Here is an 18,273-nt window from a genome sequence, read left to right on the forward strand (position 1 = left end):
CCGGAAAAGAAGACGAAAAACTAAGCTCCAGAGAACTTAGTTTCGCGCAAGACTTATTCCGGCACTTCCTCTTTAAAATCACATTGCACGCATTGGAGGTGCTGCCCGTTTTTTGTATTTTTTACAACGAGCATCGAGTCGCATTTCGGGCAATCGCGTCCCGCCGGCCGGTCCCAAGAGACGAAATCGCACTCCGGGTACCGGTTGCAACCATAAAAAATCCGGCCTTTCTTGCTGCGTCTTTCTACGATGTGGCCTTCCTTGCATTTGGGGCAAACTACTCCGATGTCCTTGACGATCGGCTTCGTATTCCGGCACTCCGGAAATCCGGAGCAGGCGAGAAACTTGCCGAACCGCCCCATTTTGTATACTAACGGCTTGCCGCATTTTTCACAAATTTCATCCGAGACCTCATCCTGAATCTCGACTTCCTTCATTTCCTCTTCGGCTACCTCCAGCCGCTTCTCGAAGGATTGGTAAAATTCGTCCAGAACCTTAACCCAATCCTCCTTCCCTTCTTCCACGTGGTCCAGCTCTTCCTCCATATTGGCCGTAAATTCTACATCCAATATTTCCGGGAAAAATTCCTCCATCAATTCAACGACCAATTCTCCCAGTTCTGTCGGAATGAACTTCTTGTCCTCGAGAGCTACATATCCTCTCTTCTGGATCGTTTCCAGTGTGGGGGCATAGGTGCTCGGACGCCCGATTCCCAACTCCTCCAGCGTCCTTACCAGCCGGGCTTCCGTATATCTAGGCGGCGGCTGCGTAAAATGCTGCTTCGGCTCGATTCCGACGCGTTCCACCACATCGTCCTTACGCAAAGGAGGCAGAAGCCGGTCTTCCTCTGTCGTCCCGTCGTCATTTCCTTCTACGTATACTTTCATGAAGCCCGGAAACTTCACTTTGGAGCCTACGGCGCGGAAAACCGCTTCGTTGGCTTGTATGTCCACAGTCATCGTATCCAATACGGCCGAGGTCATCTGGCTGGCGACAAACCGTTCCCAAATTAATTTATATAGGCGGTATTGGTCCCGGCTCAAATAAGACTTGATTTCGTCCGGAGAACGAAGGACGGAGCTTGGACGAATCGCCTCATGCGCGTCCTGGGCGCCGCTGTTTTTCTTAGTATAATTGCGTGGGCTTTCCGGAGCGTAAGCATCGCCGAACTTCCCCTGAATATATTCCTTAGCTTCTTCCTGGGCTACCGGGGATATCCGTGTGGAGTCCGTACGCATATACGTAATCAGACCGACCGTTCCTTCCTTGCCCAGCTCAATCCCTTCATATAGCTGCTGCGCGACGGACATCGTCTTGGCCGCTCGGAAATTCAGCTTGCGGGCCGCTTCCTGCTGGAGTGTACTTGTAATAAAAGGGGCGGAAGGATGACGCTGACGCTCCCTCTCCTTAACCTCCTTAACAACGAAGCTGGACTCCTCAATCATCTTCAGAATCCGGTTGACCTCTTCTTCGTTGCCAAGCTCCAGCTTTTCTCCGCCTATCCCGTAAAATTTGGCTTCGAAGGACTGCTTGCCGGCTTGCAGCATGGCCGTAATCGACCAATACTCCTCCGGAATGAACTCTCTAATCTCATTCTCCCGGTCATTGATCAGCTTGACGGCTACCGATTGAACCCTGCCGGCCGACAATCCCTTCTTGACCTTCTTCCATAGAAGCGGGCTGATTTTATAACCGACCAGGCGGTCAAGAATTCTTCTCGCTTGCTGGGCATTCACCAGGTCTTTATTGATCGGGCGCGGTGATTTGAAGGCATCTTTAACCGCTTGCTTCGTAATTTCGTTGAACACGACGCGGCATGGCTCGTTATCCGTTAACTCCAGATAATGCGCCAGATGCCAGGCAATCGCTTCCCCTTCCCGGTCAGGGTCCGCCGCCAGATAAATTTTCTTAACCTTCTTGCTGGCGTCCTTCAATTCCTTCAGCACGGAGCCCTTGCCGCGGATCGTTATATATTTCGGTTCAAAATTACGCTTGACTTCTACTCCGATCTGACTTTTGGGAAGATCACGGATATGGCCCATAGATGCTTTGACAATATATTTGCTGCCTAAATATTTACTGATCGTTTTCGCTTTTGCCGGTGATTCGACGATAACTAACGAATCTGCCATGCGCATCTTCCTCCCCTCTGTAAACAGGTTTATTATATGTGCTTTATCTCTTGCAGGCAATCTGATGATCTTGCCGCTATATTAATACATACGCCGAGCCTGCATGCTGTGCAATCTTTTTTTTCATTAGTAAAGATAACAGAATTGTATGCAAATGTCCAAAATTTGTTTCGCTTTGCTCCAAAAGATAGTCGATCGTCGTCGGTTCGAACGAAATGAGCCCAAGGATTCGCCGCTCTTCCTTCGTCAGCTCCGGTTCGGGTTTAGGAGAATCCGCAGGATGCAAAACGTTCTTTATATTGAAAAAGCCCTTATATTCTTCGAGCACATCTTTCGCGCAAACGACCATCTTGGCCCGGGTTTGAAGAAGCTCGTTGGTGCCCTGGCTCTTGGGAGAGAAGATCGGACCGGGAACGGCAAACAAATCCCTGGACTCGTCCAAAGCCATATCGGCCGTAATCAACGATCCGCTATTCTGAGCCGCCTCTACTACTAGAGTGCCCAAACTTATGCCGGCAATTACCCGATTGCGCAGCGGAAATAATCCGGGATGATGGATGATGCCCGGGAAATACTCGGACAGCACGACCCCCTCTTCCTCTATTCTCTTGAACAATTTAAGATTTTCAGGGGGATAAACCCGGTCAATCGAGGTGCCCAGGATGGCGATCGTCTTAGCCTTCCCTTCCAACGCCCCGAGGTGGGCTGCGCTGTCGATTCCTCTGGCCAGTCCGCTGACAATGCTCAATCCCGCCTCGGACAAATGATAAGCCAGCTCGGTTGCTGCCCTTCTACCGTACGCGGTCGGAGTCCGGCTGCCTACAATCGCCAGGGAATGATAATTCTCCAGCAGCTTCAAATTTCCTTTGGCATACAGCACCCAGGGCGGGCGTGAACTATGCCTCAGCCTGTATGGATAAGCTTCATCATATAATGTCAATACATGTATGTTCTCCTTGCGGTACCACTCCAGTCTGGACGCTATCCGCTCCTGAGTCAAGCCCCTCCTTATACTCTCTACCCGATCCCTGCGAATTCCGGCCTCCCTCCACTCCATATCTCCCCATTCCAGCAGCTCGACTAAATTTTGAGTTTTAATAATCAGTTTTTCGATCGTCTCCCAACCGATTCCTTTCAGTTCATGAAGCCCTAACAAGATCGATTTATTATCCAATGCCGGTTCCTCCTTGTGCTTATAAATGAAAAAAGCAACCCGTCAAATCCATATAGGAAATGAAAGGTTGCTTACCTTCATAATTATTTATTCAGTTTGCTCTTATTTTTTAGTGATGCATTTCTCCAGCAGTCCTTTTTCCTCCAGGACGCTCACCAGTGTGGATCCCATCTCCGCAGGAGTAGGAGCCACTTTAATTCCGCAGCTTTCCAGAGTTGCCACTTTCTCTGCAGCCGTTCCCTTGCCTCCGGATATAATAGCGCCGGCATGACCCATCCGCTTGCCTTCCGGAGCGGTCTTACCGCCGATAAATCCGACAACGGGCTTCGTCATATTCTTTTTGATCCACTCGGCCGCTTCTTCTTCCGCCGTTCCGCCGATCTCACCGATCATGATGACGGCATAAGTGTCCGGGTCTTCGTTAAATCTCTTAAGAACATCGATAAATTCCGAGCCTTTAACCGGATCTCCGCCGATCCCTACGGCAGAGGATTGGCCGATGCCGCGGGTAGTTAACTGATGAACGGCTTCGTAGGTGAGCGTTCCGCTGCGGGAAACGACTCCGACATGGCCTGGAGTATGGATATATCCCGGCATAATGCCGATTTTGCATTCACCCGGAGTAATGACACCGGGGCAGTTAGGACCGATCAGCACGGTACGCTTGCCTTCCATGTATCTCTTGACTTTAACCATGTCGAGCACGGGAATTCCTTCAGTGATACATATGACGAGATCCAGATCGGCGTCAACGGCTTCCATGATCGAATCCGCTGCGAAAGCCGGGGGAACATAAATAACGGATGTATTGGCTCCGGTAGCTTCTACCGCTTCACGCACCGTGTTGAACACGGGGAGCTTGACCGTGCTGCCGTTCTCCAGCTCAAACTCTACTTCCGTACCGCCCTTGCCGGGAGTAGTCCCTCCCACTACTTGAGTTCCGTAGTCAAGCGCGCCTTTGGTATGATATCTACCCTGGGAACCGGTAATCCCTTGAGTAATGACCTTTGTGTTTTTATTAACTAAAATACTCACGTCGCTTCACATCCTTTACTTTTTTCCGTTCATTTTATATAAGGGGTGCTGCTTACAAATTTTTGACTTGCTCTACAATCTTCTGAGCGCCGTCCGCCATCGAGTCGGCAGCGATAATATTCAAGCCGGATTCGTTCAGAAGCTTCTTCCCGAGCTCCACATTGGTTCCTTCCAAGCGCACGACAAGAGGACGGTCCAAACCTACCTGCTTGGCCGCTTCTACAACTCCCTCGGCGATTACATCACAGCGCATGATGCCGCCAAAAATGTTAACGAAGATCCCTTTGACCTTCTCATCGGACAGGATGATCTTGAACGCTTCGGTTACTTTCTCCGTGGTGGCGCCGCCCCCTACATCGAGGAAGTTGGCCGGTTCGCCGCCGTAATATTTGATGATATCCATCGTTGCCATAGCCAGGCCGGCTCCGTTAACCATACATCCGATGTTTCCGTCCAGAGCGATGTAGCTCAGGTCGAATTTGGAGGCTTCGATTTCCTTCGGATCTTCTTCTTCCAAATCGCGAAGCTCCAGGATGTCTTTATGACGATACAATGCGTTGGAGTCGAAGTTCAGCTTGGCATCCAGCGCCATAACGTTTCCGTCTCCGGTTACGACGAGCGGGTTGATTTCCGCAATGGAGCAGTCCTTATCTACAAATGCCGTGTACAACGCCATCATGAATTTAACGGCCTTGTTAACCAGTTCGTTCGGAATATTGATCGCGAATGCCAGTCTGCGAGCCTGGAACGGCTGCAATCCGATAACCGGATCGATCACTTCTTTGAAAATTTTCTCCGGGGTTCTGGCGGCCACCTCTTCAATCTCCATGCCGCCTTCTTCCGATGCCATCATGACGACCCGGCCGGTGCCGCGGTCTACAACTACGCCTACGTAGTATTCTTTCTTAATATCGCAACCCTGCTCAATCAGCAGGCGTTTAACCTCTTTACCTTCCGGACCGGTCTGGTGGGTGACGAGAATTTTACCGAGAATTTCGTCAGCATATGTACGCACTTCGTCCAGATTTTTGGCCACCTTGACTCCGCCGGCCTTCCCTCTTCCGCCAGCATGGATTTGGGCTTTGACAACCACAACAGGGGTTCCCAGCTGCTTGGCAGCTTCAACCGCTTCATCCACGGAAAAAGCGACTCTTCCTTCCGGAACGGTCACTCCATATTGTCTCAGGACTTCTTTGCCTTGATACTCATGGATATTCATTCTTACTTCCTCCTATCAGTGTCTTCAATGGCGCTTCGAAACCAAGCTTCGAAACCAATGGATTTCAGCCAACTAGAATAGATATTATCAGAACGAAAAAAATCTATTCAATCGGCAGTATCGCACCGCTCGACAAGCCCTATCTATTGTACCACTTTTTTTCGCTAGTTTCCTCTACTTTTCTTAATTATTTAACATTAATTTCTCATATACTTCCCGATATTGGTGAAAGGTGGCGATTTTTCTAATTGCTCGGGAAATAGGAACACTGCATGCCAGCGAAGGAAACTGCTCGCAAGCCCCCCTTACGCGAATGGAGCCGCCGAACCGCATGGAAATGGCCCGACGGCGTAACAAAAAGAGCGCCGCTTTCCGGGAAAGCAAGCGCTGGCCGGTTCTACATTAACTATAAGTAGGCTGGATGGAGACGGCTGACCTCGGCTCTCTCTCCGCCTGCTTCACGAATCTCATTTCATTCCCCGAGAAATGGCAAACCAGGCATTGAATTTCCGGCTCCCCCGGTTGAAGCGGCGCTTCCTCCGCCATTTCCGTAACTTCCCCGGTAACGGCATCCTTGATAAAGGACTGTGTGTATCTCGTAATCACGCTGAATTTAACCCGGTTCGAGCGGCAATTCGGGCAGAAATACGGTTTGTTTTCCATAGTCCAATCACCTCAGGAGTAGTATGACTCATTTTTTCTAAAATTATGAAACAGAGGCAGGATTTTTCCCGCGGATGGAGAACGTTATAATGGTGAAGAGTTTATCAGTGATGACGCGCATCGGCATGGAAGTCATATGCGGAATAATATAATTATATATTGGTTATAAGGAAGCACCTTTTTCCAATGGGGGACGACAGCGGATCAAGAACCGGGGACTCCCCTCCCTAATCATGGAAGGAGTGTGCTTATTTATGTTTGGCAAAGTTCGCAGCGCTTGCGTTAACGGCATTGAAGGAAAATTGATTGAAGTGGAAATCGACATCAGCAGCGGATTGCCCCAGGTCAGTCTCGTCGGCCTGCCAGATGCTGCGGTCAAGGAATCCGCCGAGCGGGTCCGCGCCGCGGTTAAAAACTGCGGCTTCAAGTTCCCGATGGAGCGGATTACGATCAATCTCGCCCCCGCCGATCTGCGTAAGGAGGGAGCGTCCTTCGACCTGGCCATCGCCGTCTGCCTGCTGCTGACCAGCGGACAACTGACGGGGGAACCGTGGAGCGAAGCCCTGATTATTGGAGAGCTGGCTTTGGACGGCAGCGTGCGTCCGGTCCCCGGTGTGCTCTCGATGGTTCATCATGCCCGCACCATGGGGATTCCCAAGATCGTCGTCCCTCTGCAAAATGCCAAAGAAGCCATGCTGGTCGAAGGAATGGATGTCTATGCCATCGCCCATTTACGGGACGTAACGCAAATAGGACGGCATTTGATTAATGATGTTAATCATTTATATCATTTACTAAATAAACCGGGCGGAGATTCGCCGTCGACCGAATCTGACTCCGCCGATATAGGGACAGGGCTGGATTATGCCGATGTAACCGGACAACAGCATGTGAAACGAGCTCTCGTCATCGCCGCGGCGGGCATGCATAACATTATGCTGATCGGCCCTCCCGGCACCGGAAAGACGATGCTGGTCCGCAGACTGCCTACCATTATGCCGGATATGGAGGAGAACGAGGCGCTGGAGGTGACGAAAATCTACAGCGTCTCGGGCCTGCTGCGCGGACGGGCTCAATTGATGACGTCCCGCCCCTTCCGTTCTCCCCACCATACGATCTCTGCGGGAGGGATGGCCGGTGGAGGGACGATACCGAAGCCCGGAGAGGTCAGCCTGGCTCATCGCGGCATTTTGTTTCTCGATGAGTTTCCCGAATTTTCCCGAAATGCGCTCGAGGTGCTCAGGCAGCCGCTCGAGGACAATCAGGTGACGATTAGCCGGGCCCGGGCCGTCTACACGTTCCCCGCCAATTTTATGCTGGCGGCATCGATGAACCCATGCCCTTGCGGATTTTTCGGAGCCGAAACCTTCACCTCTCCATGCACCTGTTCACCGCTCAAAATCAATCAGTACCGGTCCCGTATTTCCGGACCGCTGCTGGATCGCATTGACCTGCACGTTGAGGTGCCGCGTATGGAATACCGACTGTTCGGACAGGAGGCTTCATCGTTGTCCTCCGCCGAGATGAAGGAGTCGGTCATCAGAGCCCAGTCGATTCAACAGGCGAGATACCGGGGGACGGGAATCCGCTTTAACGGTGAGCTGGCAGGCAAGCTGCTGCGCCGTCACGCCCGGCTCAAGCCCGAGGCCGATCAGCTCCTTCACAGCACCTTCGATACGCTAGCCTTAAGTGCCCGCGCTTACGACCGGATCCTGAAGTTGGCCCGCACGATTGCGGATTTGGAAGGCTCTCGCGATATCGAGATCGCCCATCTGGCTGAAGCGATTCAATATCGCACCCTGGACCGGAAGACGGTTCAGTAATGCGCACTTTCCATTGACCAGCTACAATTCACTTGAATTAGCTACACAAAAGAGGCTGTCGATTAATGGTGTAGAACTAAGATCATGTGAGAAACCTGCACGGTTTGGTTATAACGGACCCCAGAGACCTTAATCGATCCAGAAGGGCCTTTCGGTAACTTTGGACTGAGACGACCTTATTCCCAAGAAACGCACGCGAAAGTAGGAGAATTCTATGAAATAAGCGCATCTGTGTCTGTAAGTCTAAAAAAACCGCCTACTTTGACGTAATAGGGTCTCTCAGGTCCGTCCCTACATTCGCTGTTATCCATTACCAGTTTAATTGATGCTACACCAATTCACTTTTCACTATTACAATCATCCTATCCTTCGCCTTTGCCACAATGAATCGACAGCTACCAAAATACAGTTTGCCCCAATGCCGATGACACGGCACTATCTGCGCGCAAGCGAATTTTAATTTTTTTGAAATCCAATCATTGACTTTCGTTAAAAAATATGTTAAGGTTATTCCTGTTTGCATTAACCCTCAGAAGTTCCTCAGTTAAATAATTTCCTCCATCCATTTGTTCAAATTCCAATAACCCTGAAGAATTTGTTATGATGTATCGCTAATTCACACTGGCGCGATCAAGGAGTCGCAAGGATGAAAGAGAGGTAGGGCTTTCATTGTTTTAGTAGTACAGAAATGGTTTCTCTCGTTATTTGCAATTGGAACTTTATTGCTGTCGCTCGGTCTAGATAATTCAGTAGCGGCAAGCGGCAGCATGGGTTATCATTTTTGATAGCTCGCCTATTTTGTCTAAATTTCCCCATAGATCAGATACCCATGTATGCTCTATATATCTGCTTCGTTTTTTTCGCATACCTATCTTTCGGGATCGTCCGGGCATTCCACACCCAGAAATTCACTGATTCGCATCTCCTGAAACAACTCCAGCAATTCCTGAACCCTATACTCCTCCGGATAGTCACCATCCGCATAGTCCATTCGAAGCTCCGCATCGATCGAAGATGCGCTTAAATATTCCATAAGCCGGCGGCATGCCAAGTAATCTTCCACCCGGCTGAGATCGTATTTTAATTCCGTATTTCGCGCCTCGGTTATTATATCGGAGGATGGCGTGTCGGCAGTCTCCGGCCATTCATTACATCGGACGGTTAAAATCGGCCCCTTTTCCAAAAACATTTCGGTCTCGGTGTTTCTGCTTATGCCTTCCCACCTGTCCATTGCATTCCACAGCATATCCTCGCTAATGTCCTCGAACTCTCCTTCCCCGGTCTGCTCCATAAAATCGAGAGATAACCCCAATTTGTTCGCATCCCGGATAAACTGCAGCAGCTTGTCCTTCTCCTCTTCATCGTGAATATCCAGCGTAAGGATGATTTTATAAGACTGCAGCCTTTCTTTGATTTCCGACAGACCAAGAGCAGTGTATCTTCTAACAAATTGAAGTGCCTTTACCGGGCTGTCGTTCAGCCTGACTTTAATCCCAATCAACATTTTCCGCATCTCCTAATCCATTTATATTGTTACTTTACAAAAGACTGCGCTGCTGGAAAAATTCGCTTCCGCAGATACCGGCCCACTGAAAAGAAAGGATGCTCTTCCGACACAATTCCGTTACAATAGTAGATAATCATCCCTTATTATACACATGCTTATCTGCTAGGAGTGGAGAGAATGTCTATTCAAACCGGCCGTTTCCTTAAAATAGACGGATGGCTGGAGCTAGGTTCGGAACAATCCGGTCTGCAGTTCCGCCATGAATTCGAACAATTTTTGCAAGCCGGAGGGTGGCTTTTTGCCGGCAAAGTGGAAGAGTGCGAACGGAAGCCTTTCGAGTCAGAAGCCGCGAATATACAGGCATTGCTGCAAGAGAACGAACAAATGAAAAAAGAGCTGGAAAGACTGCGCAGCACACGCCGTCCCCAAGCCCAGAAGATGTCCAGCAAGTTAAGAGATGCCCTGAGAGAATAGCAATCCCGGGTATCCGTTCTGGCTCCACAAGTGATCGTTATCTATTAAAAAGCACCGCGCAGGTGCTCCAGCCTCTTCGTTCTCCCCTGTAAATCCATGTAAACCGAAACGACATCAAAACGGACGGAAGCCTCGTTCAGTTGATGAATATGCAGGTACACCTGTGCCGTATCCCTGACTTGCTTCTGTTTCCTGGCATTCACCGATTCCTGCGGGCTCCCGAAGGTACCGGTCATTCTTCTTGTCCTTACTTCGACAAAAACAAGGACAGTTCCATCCCAAGCTACAATGTCCAATTCCCCGGTGCGGCATTTCCAATTGCGATGAACAATACGATAATTTTGCATGGTCAAAAAAGCTTCCGCCTGCCGCTCACCCCGGCGTCCCAGTTCCTTGCGGCTATCCTTACCGGGAACGCTCATCGGATACCCGCTTGTTCCCCTGCCCATTGATCGGAACGGTAGACGAAAGTCAATATTTCGGCAACCAATTGATATAAATCGGGCGGGATTTGCTGCTCCAGGTCCAGCTGGGACAGAACCTCAACCAACGACGCATTCTCTTGGACCGGAACCCCATACTCTCTGGCCTTCTGCAAAATGGTCTCCGCCACCTCGCCCTTTCCTTTGGCCACGACGACCGGGGCCGCTATTTGGTCGGGAGAGTATCGTAAAGCGACTGCTTTCTTCGGTGTATGGCTGTTGGAAGAATTCATATCCGCAGATCGACTCCTTTGTACGGTTTAGTATCATACAGAGACAGTCCCCCGTCCTCCCCCGAAGCAGCGTGGTTTTGGCCTGCTTTTTTGTCCGGGAAGGGCAGTGATCGAATGGATACAAAAGGATATCCCTGCGCCTCCAGCCTGTCCGCCACTTCTTGGCGAAACGGCTCAATGGCCTTCTCCATCCCCGAATAATCGCTATGTACGACAATGTTCACGATACGATCAGTCACTTGAACATCGACAATGGTCGGCCCGAGGTAGGCCATTCTCAAATCGAAAAGCAGTCGGCAGTTAGAGGAATCCATCTCCCCCTGCTTTCCTTTCCGGGTCTGGATGTGGACCGCCGCTGTTTGCTCACCGGAGACATGGAACAACGGGACCGTCATCGTCACATGGGTAAACATGGACGATCTGTCAGCGGCCAGCAACAGCTGCTGGCCGGTAATTTGCTGCAGCGTCTGCTGGACCGCTTCTCGGAGGGCCGGCGGGAGGTCATCGGCCGCGGACAACTGAAGGAGCGCTCCCTTCAGCGACTGAGACGCTTCAGCGGCCCGGTCCGGGACCGCTCCGGCCGCCGCCGGGTCTGGCCCGGGCGCGGCAGGCGCAGGCTGCCCCGCAGCGGGAGCCGTCCGGCCGCCGGCGGCTGGATCGGGCGAGCTCTTGGCAGCCTGCTGCAGCAGGCTGCGCTCGTAATCGAGCCCGATCGCCTTCAGCAGCCGGAGCACCCACGACGGCTCGCCCGATGGCGCGGTGCCCGGAGCAGCGGCGGCAGCCGGCGGCACCTGCCCTGCCGCGACGGCCGGCTCCGCTGCGGCGTTCGGGCCGACGGCGCGGTCAACCGGCGCCTGTGCCGACGCGGGCAGCGCCTGCGGTGCGGCAGCGGCCTGTGCCGGCTGCCCTGCGGGCGCCTCCGCGGGCACCGGGCCCGCTGCGCCCGCCACGGCTGCGCGGGGCACCGCGCCAGCCGGCGCGGCGCTGGCCTGGCCGGGCGCTGCGCCGGAGGCAGCCTGCCCGGCAGCAGCCGGGGGCTGCAGCGCTGGCGCAGGCGCGGGCGCCGGCCCGCCCGGTACTGCTGCCGCGGCGCCGGCTCCTTCGCCTCCAGCCGGGGCTGCACCCGGGTTGGAGGCGGCCGGGAGGGCTGCGGTGACCGGCGCAGTAATGGCGGGCGCTGCAGCGGACGCAGGCAGACGTGCAGCGCCCAGAGCGATGACGCCCTCGGTGGCGCGCAGCGCCTGGTTCAGCAGTTGGCGCAGCTCCGGACGCAGGATGTCCTGCCCTTCCAGACTATGCTTAAGCTGGGCCGCCAACTGCTGCAGTCCTTCGTGCGGCGGCTTGCCGAACAGCGCCTGGTGAAGGGCCGTCACATTAGTCTCCGTTAGCGGCAATCCCCGCTTAACGGCCAGCATCGCCGCCTGGCTCCACTCTTCCGCCGGCATTCCCGCAGGCATCCTCGCTATCATGGCTGACAATGACGATACATTCTCTCTCGTCAACGGCACGGATGACTGCTGCATCCATAGGAGAAGCTGACGATTGGACACGGTATCCTTCAATCCAAATTCCTTTAACATTTCCAACAGGGGAGCTTCCGGTAGAAGAGTCCCGACACCCTGAACAGGCTTCAGTCGGATCTGGCCGGCTCTGGTTTCAGCCAATACTTGAAGGAAAGTCGATTCCCCCTGTTGTAATGGAGTCTCGAGTCTGGCTCTCAGCTTGACACCGCCGATCATGAGCATCGCTTCTTGGTCGGCAAGCAGCTGAAGCACGGTTCCTCTCACAATTTGCCCGGCTTTCAGCTCCAGTGCCTTGCCTTCAGTAGCCCTGGCTTCACCAATCCACTGACGCAGCAAATGGCCGATATTCACCGTTATCCCCCCCTTACTGACCTTAATCCGGAGCAATTTCGCTTCAATGTCAATTCATAATATAGTTATCGGCATAAATCCGGTAATATTGAACGGAGCCCTGTAAAAATACCCCACAAACATACATGACCTGTCGGTCGCATTTAACGCATTAATTTTTCGTACAACGGTGATGCGTAACCTTCGAAGCATATTCCGTCCGCTCTCCAACCGGAGGCGGCGTCAAAACCTTTCTCTAAACGCGGTTGATCTTCTTGCTTTTCTTCGATAAAGGTTTAAATAGTACTTTGCGGGAAGCCCTGTTAAAAACCCCAACAAAGTCACGCCCTAACCTTCGAAACGTATTCCAGATGCTTCGCGTGGAGCCCCTGAAGATGAATAAATAGGGATATTAAAATAAAAATTGCTCCTGAACATTTAGAAGCTTGCCGAGAAATGATTTACGATGCATGGGACACGGACCATATTCGAGGATGGCTTCCCGATGCTGTTTGGTGGCATATCCTTTATGTATAGCAATTCCGTATTCGGGAAAATCGGTGTCCCAATGAAGACACATCCTGTCGCGGGTGACCTTGGCCACAATGGAGGCGGCCGCTATGGACTGGCTTAATGCATCCCCGTGAATAATCGAGAGCTGCTTAATATCGCAATCTATTTTCTCCGCATCGATTAGCAAATGATCCGGCTGGACGTCAAGCTGCTCCACCGCCTTCTTCATCGCCAACCTTGCCGCTTGCTTGATATTGATTTTGTCAATCGTCGCTGAATCCACCTGGCCTATGCCAACGGCCAAGGCGCATTCCATAATTTCTTCATAAAGCCGCTCTCTTTTGCTAGCGGTCAGCTTTTTGGAATCATTAATTTCTTCTATAATTCGACCGGGGGGAAGAATGACCGCTGCGGCCACTACATCGCCGAACAAACAGCCCCTCCCTACCTCATCCACGCCGGCAATCAGCCGGAAATGCTGATCCCAAAGCGCTTGTTCATACTCAAGCATCCGACTCCCTCCTCTCGACCATTATACCTTGTCCCTCCTTTTATGCGCTACATACTCGTTCAAACTCGGCTATGTAAACTCATTTGATTTTTAAGTTATATGTTGACCTCCGCCATGCGATGCCAAACACCGCACGGTACGAAGAGCCCCCCATTCCGGCGTTTCATATAAAGCCTAAACCGTCATTCATAGTCCTCTCTTTTTTAAAATATAAAGTATAAGTTTTCATCTATACCTGTTCTTACCACATTAGAAAGTTTAAGTTCATTAAAACATTAAAAATGGAACAACTTTCTAATTGGCGATAAAAACATCCTTTAAACGCGGTCGCTCATCCATGAAATACTCCGATAGTAGTTTTTCTCATATTTCATCGGTAAACGCGCACGTCCTAAGGACGGCGATAGCCGTTTATCCTTGTATCCATCATCAAAGAAAGAGGCACAGCTTAAGAGCTGTGCCTCTTTCTACCGGGAAATACATCATTATTCGCCGGGATGCTCCAGACTGATCCGCCCCAGTTTGCCGTCCCGCAAATCTCTGAGAAACAGAGCCGATGCCTTCTCCAGGTTGACGGTTCCTCCGCTCTGCAGGCATCCTCTGCGGCGGCCGATCATTTCCATCACTTCGATCACCGGTTCCGGCTCCGTTAGATCCCCCGGGAGGCTTTCCAGCTGGTACCGTTCGCAAAGCGCCTGCGGGTAATGCGGAACCATATAACGAATGACGTGAAAAGCGACATCTTCCGGATGAATGACTTCATCCTTGATGGAGCCTATCGCCGCCAGCCGGACCCCGACCTGCTGGTCTTCGAACTTCGGCCACAGAATACCGGGCGTGTCCAGCAGCTCCAATTCTCCTGCAATGCGAATCCACTGCTGGCCCTTGGTTACCCCCGGGCGGTCCCCGGTAATCGCCGCCTTGCGTCCAGCGAGCCGGTTAATCAAAGTTGATTTGCCGACATTAGGGATACCGACGATCAGCGCACGGATCGGTCTCGGCTTCATTCCTTTGCGAATTTGGGCCTCCAGCCGATCCTTAAGCAGATGCTTACAGCGGGGAATGATTTCTTTCACGTTCGTGCCCGAAATGGAATCGATCGGAAGCGCGTCCACGCCGTCCCGCTTCAGCCTTTGCACCCATTCGGCTGTTACTGCCGGATCTGCCAAGTCCGCTTTGTTCAGCAGAATCAGCCTCGGCTTGTTTCCGAGAATTTCATCAATCATCGGGTTGCGGCTCGAGATCGGGATTCGGGCATCCATCAGTTCAATGGCGAGATCGATCAATTTCAGCTTGTCCTGAATTTGCCGTCTCGCTCTGGTCATATGTCCAGGAAACCATTGAATGGTCACAGGATCACCTCATTTTTTTCGCGCGGCCATGCCTTTACTTATGACTCACTACACTGATTTTGGAGAGCGGCCAGAAGATAACATCGGCCCGGCCAACCACCTTGTCATACGGTACCGGACCTACCATAGGTGCCCGGCTGTCCTGACTGTTCGGACGGTTGTCGCCCATTACGAAGATATGGCCTTCCGGAACGGTCATCTCCGCAAAATCCGAATTGTAGTCATCGCCATTCTGGAGTTCTCTGGCAACCGCTTCCTGAATATATGGCTCCTTAAGTTCTTCATTATTGACATAAACTTTGTTGTTTTCAATCTTGACGGTTTCTCCAGGCAGCGCAATCACCCGCTTAATATAATCCCTGCCCTGCGGTGCGTGAAAAACAATCACTTCGCCCCGCTGCGGCTTGCGTATGCTGTAGATGATTTTGTTGACGATCAGCCTCTCTCCGGTTTCGAAATTGGGCTGCATGGAAGGGCCCTCCACAATAAACGGAGTGAAAATAAACCAGCGGATCAACAACACGAGAACCGCAGCAATGATCAGCGCCTTTGCCCATTCCCAAATTTCACTCTTTACCGGAGTAGGGTGATCGGAGGTTTGTTCTTGTTCCACGATCCGACACCCGCTTTCTGTAATTCATTCCGATTTTCAGGAGAGGGTCTGTCTGGACGGCCCCCGTTACATTAATCATGTATTTCCCTAATCCTAATTAAGATCCGCATGCTTCCACAACCAAGTGGTTAAAAATAACTCCACTAATTGACGCATCGCCTTCGAAGCGTATTCGTTAACCAAAAGCTCCTGTTGAACCTTTCGAAGAGGCTTCTTCCAAATCCATCCTTATCGGAAGCTTGTCATGCCAATATGAATCTTTATGTACTTCATATTAACGCTGTAATGAACTTAAAGATTCCTATATGGTAAACGAAAAGGGGCTTGATAGCAAGCCCCCTCTACTGTTCTTATCGAATTTCCTTAATTCTGGCGGCTTTTCCGCGAAGTTTGCGCAGGTAGTAAAGCTTAGCGCGACGTACTTTTCCTCGGCGTGCCACTTCGATTCTATCGATTTTCGGAGTATGCAGAGGGAAGGTCCTTTCCACTCCGACACCATACGAAATTTTGCGGACTGTGAATGTTTCGCTAATTCCGCCGCCGCGTCTCTTAATAACGACACCTTCAAAAAGCTGAATCCGTTCGCGGGAACCCTCGATAACTTTAACGTATACCTTTAGCGTATCCCCAGGACGGAAACTTGGAATGTCTGTACGCAGCTGCTCTTTCGTAATTTCCTGAATAATATTCATCTAAACTCCTCCTTCCACACAGATGTTCATACCGCAACTTATTTTCTGATTAATGCCGTTACGCGGTAGAGGACCATCTTGATAAAGAAAACCACAACAGAAGATATTCTACCATATCCAACCACAGAATTCAACACAATGAAGTGTATTGCAGCCAAATAGAATTAGAATCGGTGCGGAAGCTGAAATTGAGGCAATCCCGTTTTAAATTCCCCGTCTTCCCGCACTCGCTGTGTCAGCCTTTGACCGCGCTGGAATAAGCTCCTTGAATAAAGTACCTTTGGAAGAAGACGAATACGGCCAGGATAGGAATCAAAGCAACCATCGTTCCGGCAGCAACCAGACGGGTATTGGTTACGAACGTTCCTTTCAATTTATAAAGTCCGATCGTCAGCGGGTAGAGCTTCTCATTTTCAAGAACCAGATATGGCCACAAGAAGTTGTTCCAGGAGCCAATGAAGCTCAATATCCCGAGAGTAGCCATCATTGGCAGCACCATCGGCATCAGGACTGACATCCAGATCCGCCATACACTGGCTCCGTCCATAATTGCGGATTCTTCAATTTCTTTCGGAATCCCAAGAAAGGCCTGCCTCATCAGGAAAATTCCGAAGGCGGATACCGCTCCCGGTATAATAACTCCCGCAAAGCTTCCAATTAGGTTCAGCTTATTCAGAATGAGGTAAACCGGAATCATCGTTACTTCTCCGGGAATCATCATCGTGGCGATAATCAACAGAAAGATGAAGTTCCTGCCTTTAAACCTCATTCTGGCTAGCGGAAACGCAGCCAAGGAACAGAAAATCAGCGGAAGTAGAACCCCGAAGAATGCCAGAACGATACTGTTCCATAAATATAGGGGGATGGGAAGGGAATTCCACACGGTCAAGTAATTTTCAAAGGTAAAGTTCTCGGGAATCAGCTTTGGCGGCATAGAAAAAATGGTTTCGTTCTGCCCTTTCAGCGAAGTCGAAAGCGTCCACAAGAAAGGAACGATCGTAATAATAGCCAGCAAAGTGAGAAAAAAATATGAAACCAGAGTATGAATAAATCTGCGTTTGGAAATTTTAGGTTTGGCCATGACGGATCAATCCTCCTTCTCTAACATGCTTCTGTTAATGATGGACAAGATCAGGATGACAGCAAACAGGATGAAAGAGATCGCACTGGCATAACCCATTTCCAAGTTGACAAACGCTTTCTCGAATACCATATAAACGACTGTAGTGGAGGCTTTGAGCGGGCCGCCCTCAGTCATAGTCAGCATCAGCGTAAATTCCTTAAAGGCGGACATCGTAGACATGACCGCAACGAAGAAAATAATCGGCCGCAGCAGAGGCAGAGTAATGGAAAAATGCTTGCGAAAGAATCCGGCCCCGTCCAATTCGGCCGCTTCGTACAAATCCTGGGAAACGGATTGCAGACCCGCTAAATAAAACAGCATATAATATCCGAGCCCTTGCCAGATGGTCACAATAGCCAGACTGGGCATAACCATGTTTTTGCTGGTCAGCCATTTCACAGGATCTAACCCGAACAGGCTCAAAATATAGTTAAAGATACCATCGCTTTGGAACATCCATTGCCACAGAAATGCGGTAACGACTACCGAGACCAGAACAGGGAAATAGAAAACCAGCCGGTATATTTTAATTCCGATCAATGCCTGGTTCACTAGGATTGCGACAAAAATCGGAAAGATAATCAAAGCCGGTGTTACTAAAATCCAATAGTAGAACGTGTTCTTCATCGCATTCCAGAAATTAGCGTCTTTGAAAGCGGCGATATAGTTATCCACCCCTACCCATTGGGTAGGCTGAAAAATATTATAAGTGGTAAAACTCAAGAAAAAGGCCATAATAGCGGGAAGCAGGCTGAAGGTGAACAACAATAATAAGGTTGGGGTTAAGAAAAACCATGCATGTCTTGTTTTGTACATTAGGACACCTCCGGAAAAGATTCATCTAGCTGTGCCAAGCACAGCTAGATGAACAAAA

Annotated in this window: 17 protein-coding genes; 2 read left to right on the forward strand and 15 right to left on the reverse strand. The window is 50.7% G+C overall.

The genetic code is table 11. The annotated features are described in order from the left end of the window. Nucleotides 1-53: 53 nt before the first annotated feature. From topA to FS806_RS03405, 5 genes are all read right to left on the reverse strand, one after another. Nucleotides 54-2,132: a type I DNA topoisomerase gene (gene topA, locus FS806_RS03385; RefSeq protein ID WP_144933188.1), complete on the reverse strand. Its 2,079-nt coding sequence runs from the start codon at nt 2,130-2,132 to the stop codon at nt 54-56. Between the two features lie 76 nt (nt 2,133-2,208). After that, a complete protein-coding gene (gene dprA / locus FS806_RS03390) occupies nt 2,209-3,306 on the reverse strand; it encodes a DNA-processing protein DprA (RefSeq protein ID WP_144933190.1) in 1,098 nt (365 codons plus the stop codon). Between the two features lie 102 nt (nt 3,307-3,408). Beyond that, nucleotides 3,409-4,341 carry a succinate--CoA ligase subunit alpha gene (gene sucD / locus FS806_RS03395; RefSeq protein ID WP_144933191.1) on the reverse strand — a complete coding sequence of 311 codons (933 nt, stop codon included), beginning with the start codon at nt 4,339-4,341 and terminating at the stop codon, nt 3,409-3,411. Between the two features lie 52 nt (nt 4,342-4,393). Beyond that, a complete protein-coding gene (gene sucC, locus FS806_RS03400; RefSeq protein ID WP_144933193.1) occupies nt 4,394-5,560 on the reverse strand; it encodes an ADP-forming succinate--CoA ligase subunit beta in 1,167 nt (388 codons plus the stop codon). Nucleotides 5,561-5,962: 402 nt separating this feature from the next. Beyond that, the gene (locus FS806_RS03405; protein WP_144933195.1) at nt 5,963-6,223 is read right to left on the reverse strand and encodes a hypothetical protein; all 261 of its coding nucleotides are present in this window, start codon (nt 6,221-6,223) and stop codon (nt 5,963-5,965) included. A gap of 254 nt (nt 6,224-6,477) precedes the next feature. Between FS806_RS03405 and FS806_RS03410 the strand changes: the two genes are divergently transcribed. Then, nucleotides 6,478-8,046 carry a YifB family Mg chelatase-like AAA ATPase gene (locus tag FS806_RS03410; protein ID WP_144933197.1) on the forward strand — a complete coding sequence of 523 codons (1,569 nt, stop codon included), beginning with the start codon at nt 6,478-6,480 and terminating at the stop codon, nt 8,044-8,046. Nucleotides 8,047-8,914: 868 nt separating this feature from the next. Here FS806_RS03410 and FS806_RS03415 read toward each other — a convergent pair. Next, complete coding sequence (locus FS806_RS03415; RefSeq protein ID WP_144933199.1) at nt 8,915-9,550, reverse strand: hypothetical protein; 636 nt, start codon at nt 9,548-9,550, stop codon at nt 8,915-8,917. A 180-nt stretch (nt 9,551-9,730) separates the two neighbouring features. Here FS806_RS03415 and FS806_RS03420 point away from each other — a divergent pair, with 180 nt between their 5' ends. Further along, on the forward strand, nt 9,731-10,027 hold the full coding sequence (locus tag FS806_RS03420) for a hypothetical protein (RefSeq protein WP_144933201.1): 297 nt from the start codon (nt 9,731-9,733) through the stop codon (nt 10,025-10,027). A 44-nt stretch (nt 10,028-10,071) separates the two neighbouring features. Here the strand turns inward: FS806_RS03420 and FS806_RS03425 are convergent, their stop codons facing one another. The 9 genes from FS806_RS03425 to FS806_RS03465 all read right to left on the reverse strand — a co-directional run bounded on the left by FS806_RS03425 (nt 10,072) and on the right by FS806_RS03465 (nt 18,215). After that, nucleotides 10,072-10,476, reverse strand: coding sequence for a YraN family protein (locus FS806_RS03425; protein ID WP_260981963.1), 405 nt, complete (start codon nt 10,474-10,476; stop codon nt 10,072-10,074). Next, entirely contained in the window at nt 10,446-10,742 is a 297-nt protein-coding gene (locus FS806_RS03430) for an EscU/YscU/HrcU family type III secretion system export apparatus switch protein (protein ID WP_144933205.1), read from the reverse strand. The genes FS806_RS03425 and FS806_RS03430 overlap by 31 nt, the downstream gene beginning before the upstream one ends. After that, the gene (locus FS806_RS03435) at nt 10,739-12,616 is read right to left on the reverse strand and encodes a hypothetical protein (RefSeq protein ID WP_144933207.1); all 1,878 of its coding nucleotides are present in this window, start codon (nt 12,614-12,616) and stop codon (nt 10,739-10,741) included. The genes FS806_RS03430 and FS806_RS03435 overlap by 4 nt, the downstream gene beginning before the upstream one ends. Nucleotides 12,617-13,007: 391 nt before the next feature. After that, nucleotides 13,008-13,619, reverse strand: coding sequence for a ribonuclease HII (locus tag FS806_RS03440; protein ID WP_144933209.1), 612 nt, complete (start codon nt 13,617-13,619; stop codon nt 13,008-13,010). Nucleotides 13,620-14,104: 485 nt separating this feature from the next. Then, nucleotides 14,105-14,971, reverse strand: a complete 867-nt coding sequence (gene ylqF, locus FS806_RS03445; protein ID WP_144933211.1) for a ribosome biogenesis GTPase YlqF — start codon at nt 14,969-14,971, stop codon at nt 14,105-14,107. Between the two features lie 34 nt (nt 14,972-15,005). After that, nucleotides 15,006-15,584 carry a signal peptidase I gene (gene lepB / locus FS806_RS03450; RefSeq protein ID WP_144933213.1) on the reverse strand — a complete coding sequence of 193 codons (579 nt, stop codon included), beginning with the start codon at nt 15,582-15,584 and terminating at the stop codon, nt 15,006-15,008. 350 nt (nt 15,585-15,934) lie between these two features. Next, nucleotides 15,935-16,276: a 50S ribosomal protein L19 gene (gene rplS / locus FS806_RS03455; protein WP_144933215.1), complete on the reverse strand. Its 342-nt coding sequence runs from the start codon at nt 16,274-16,276 to the stop codon at nt 15,935-15,937. A 235-nt stretch (nt 16,277-16,511) separates the two neighbouring features. Beyond that, nucleotides 16,512-17,357 carry a carbohydrate ABC transporter permease gene (locus FS806_RS03460; protein WP_144933216.1) on the reverse strand — a complete coding sequence of 282 codons (846 nt, stop codon included), beginning with the start codon at nt 17,355-17,357 and terminating at the stop codon, nt 16,512-16,514. A 6-nt stretch (nt 17,358-17,363) separates the two neighbouring features. Beyond that, nucleotides 17,364-18,215, reverse strand: a complete 852-nt coding sequence (locus FS806_RS03465) for a carbohydrate ABC transporter permease (RefSeq protein WP_144933218.1) — start codon at nt 18,213-18,215, stop codon at nt 17,364-17,366. Between the last annotated feature and the right edge of the window lie 58 nt (nt 18,216-18,273).

Source organism: Paenibacillus sp. 32O-W, from assembly GCF_007679495.1.
Lineage (GTDB): Bacteria > Bacillota > Bacilli > Paenibacillales > NBRC-103111 > Paenibacillus_L > Paenibacillus_L residui.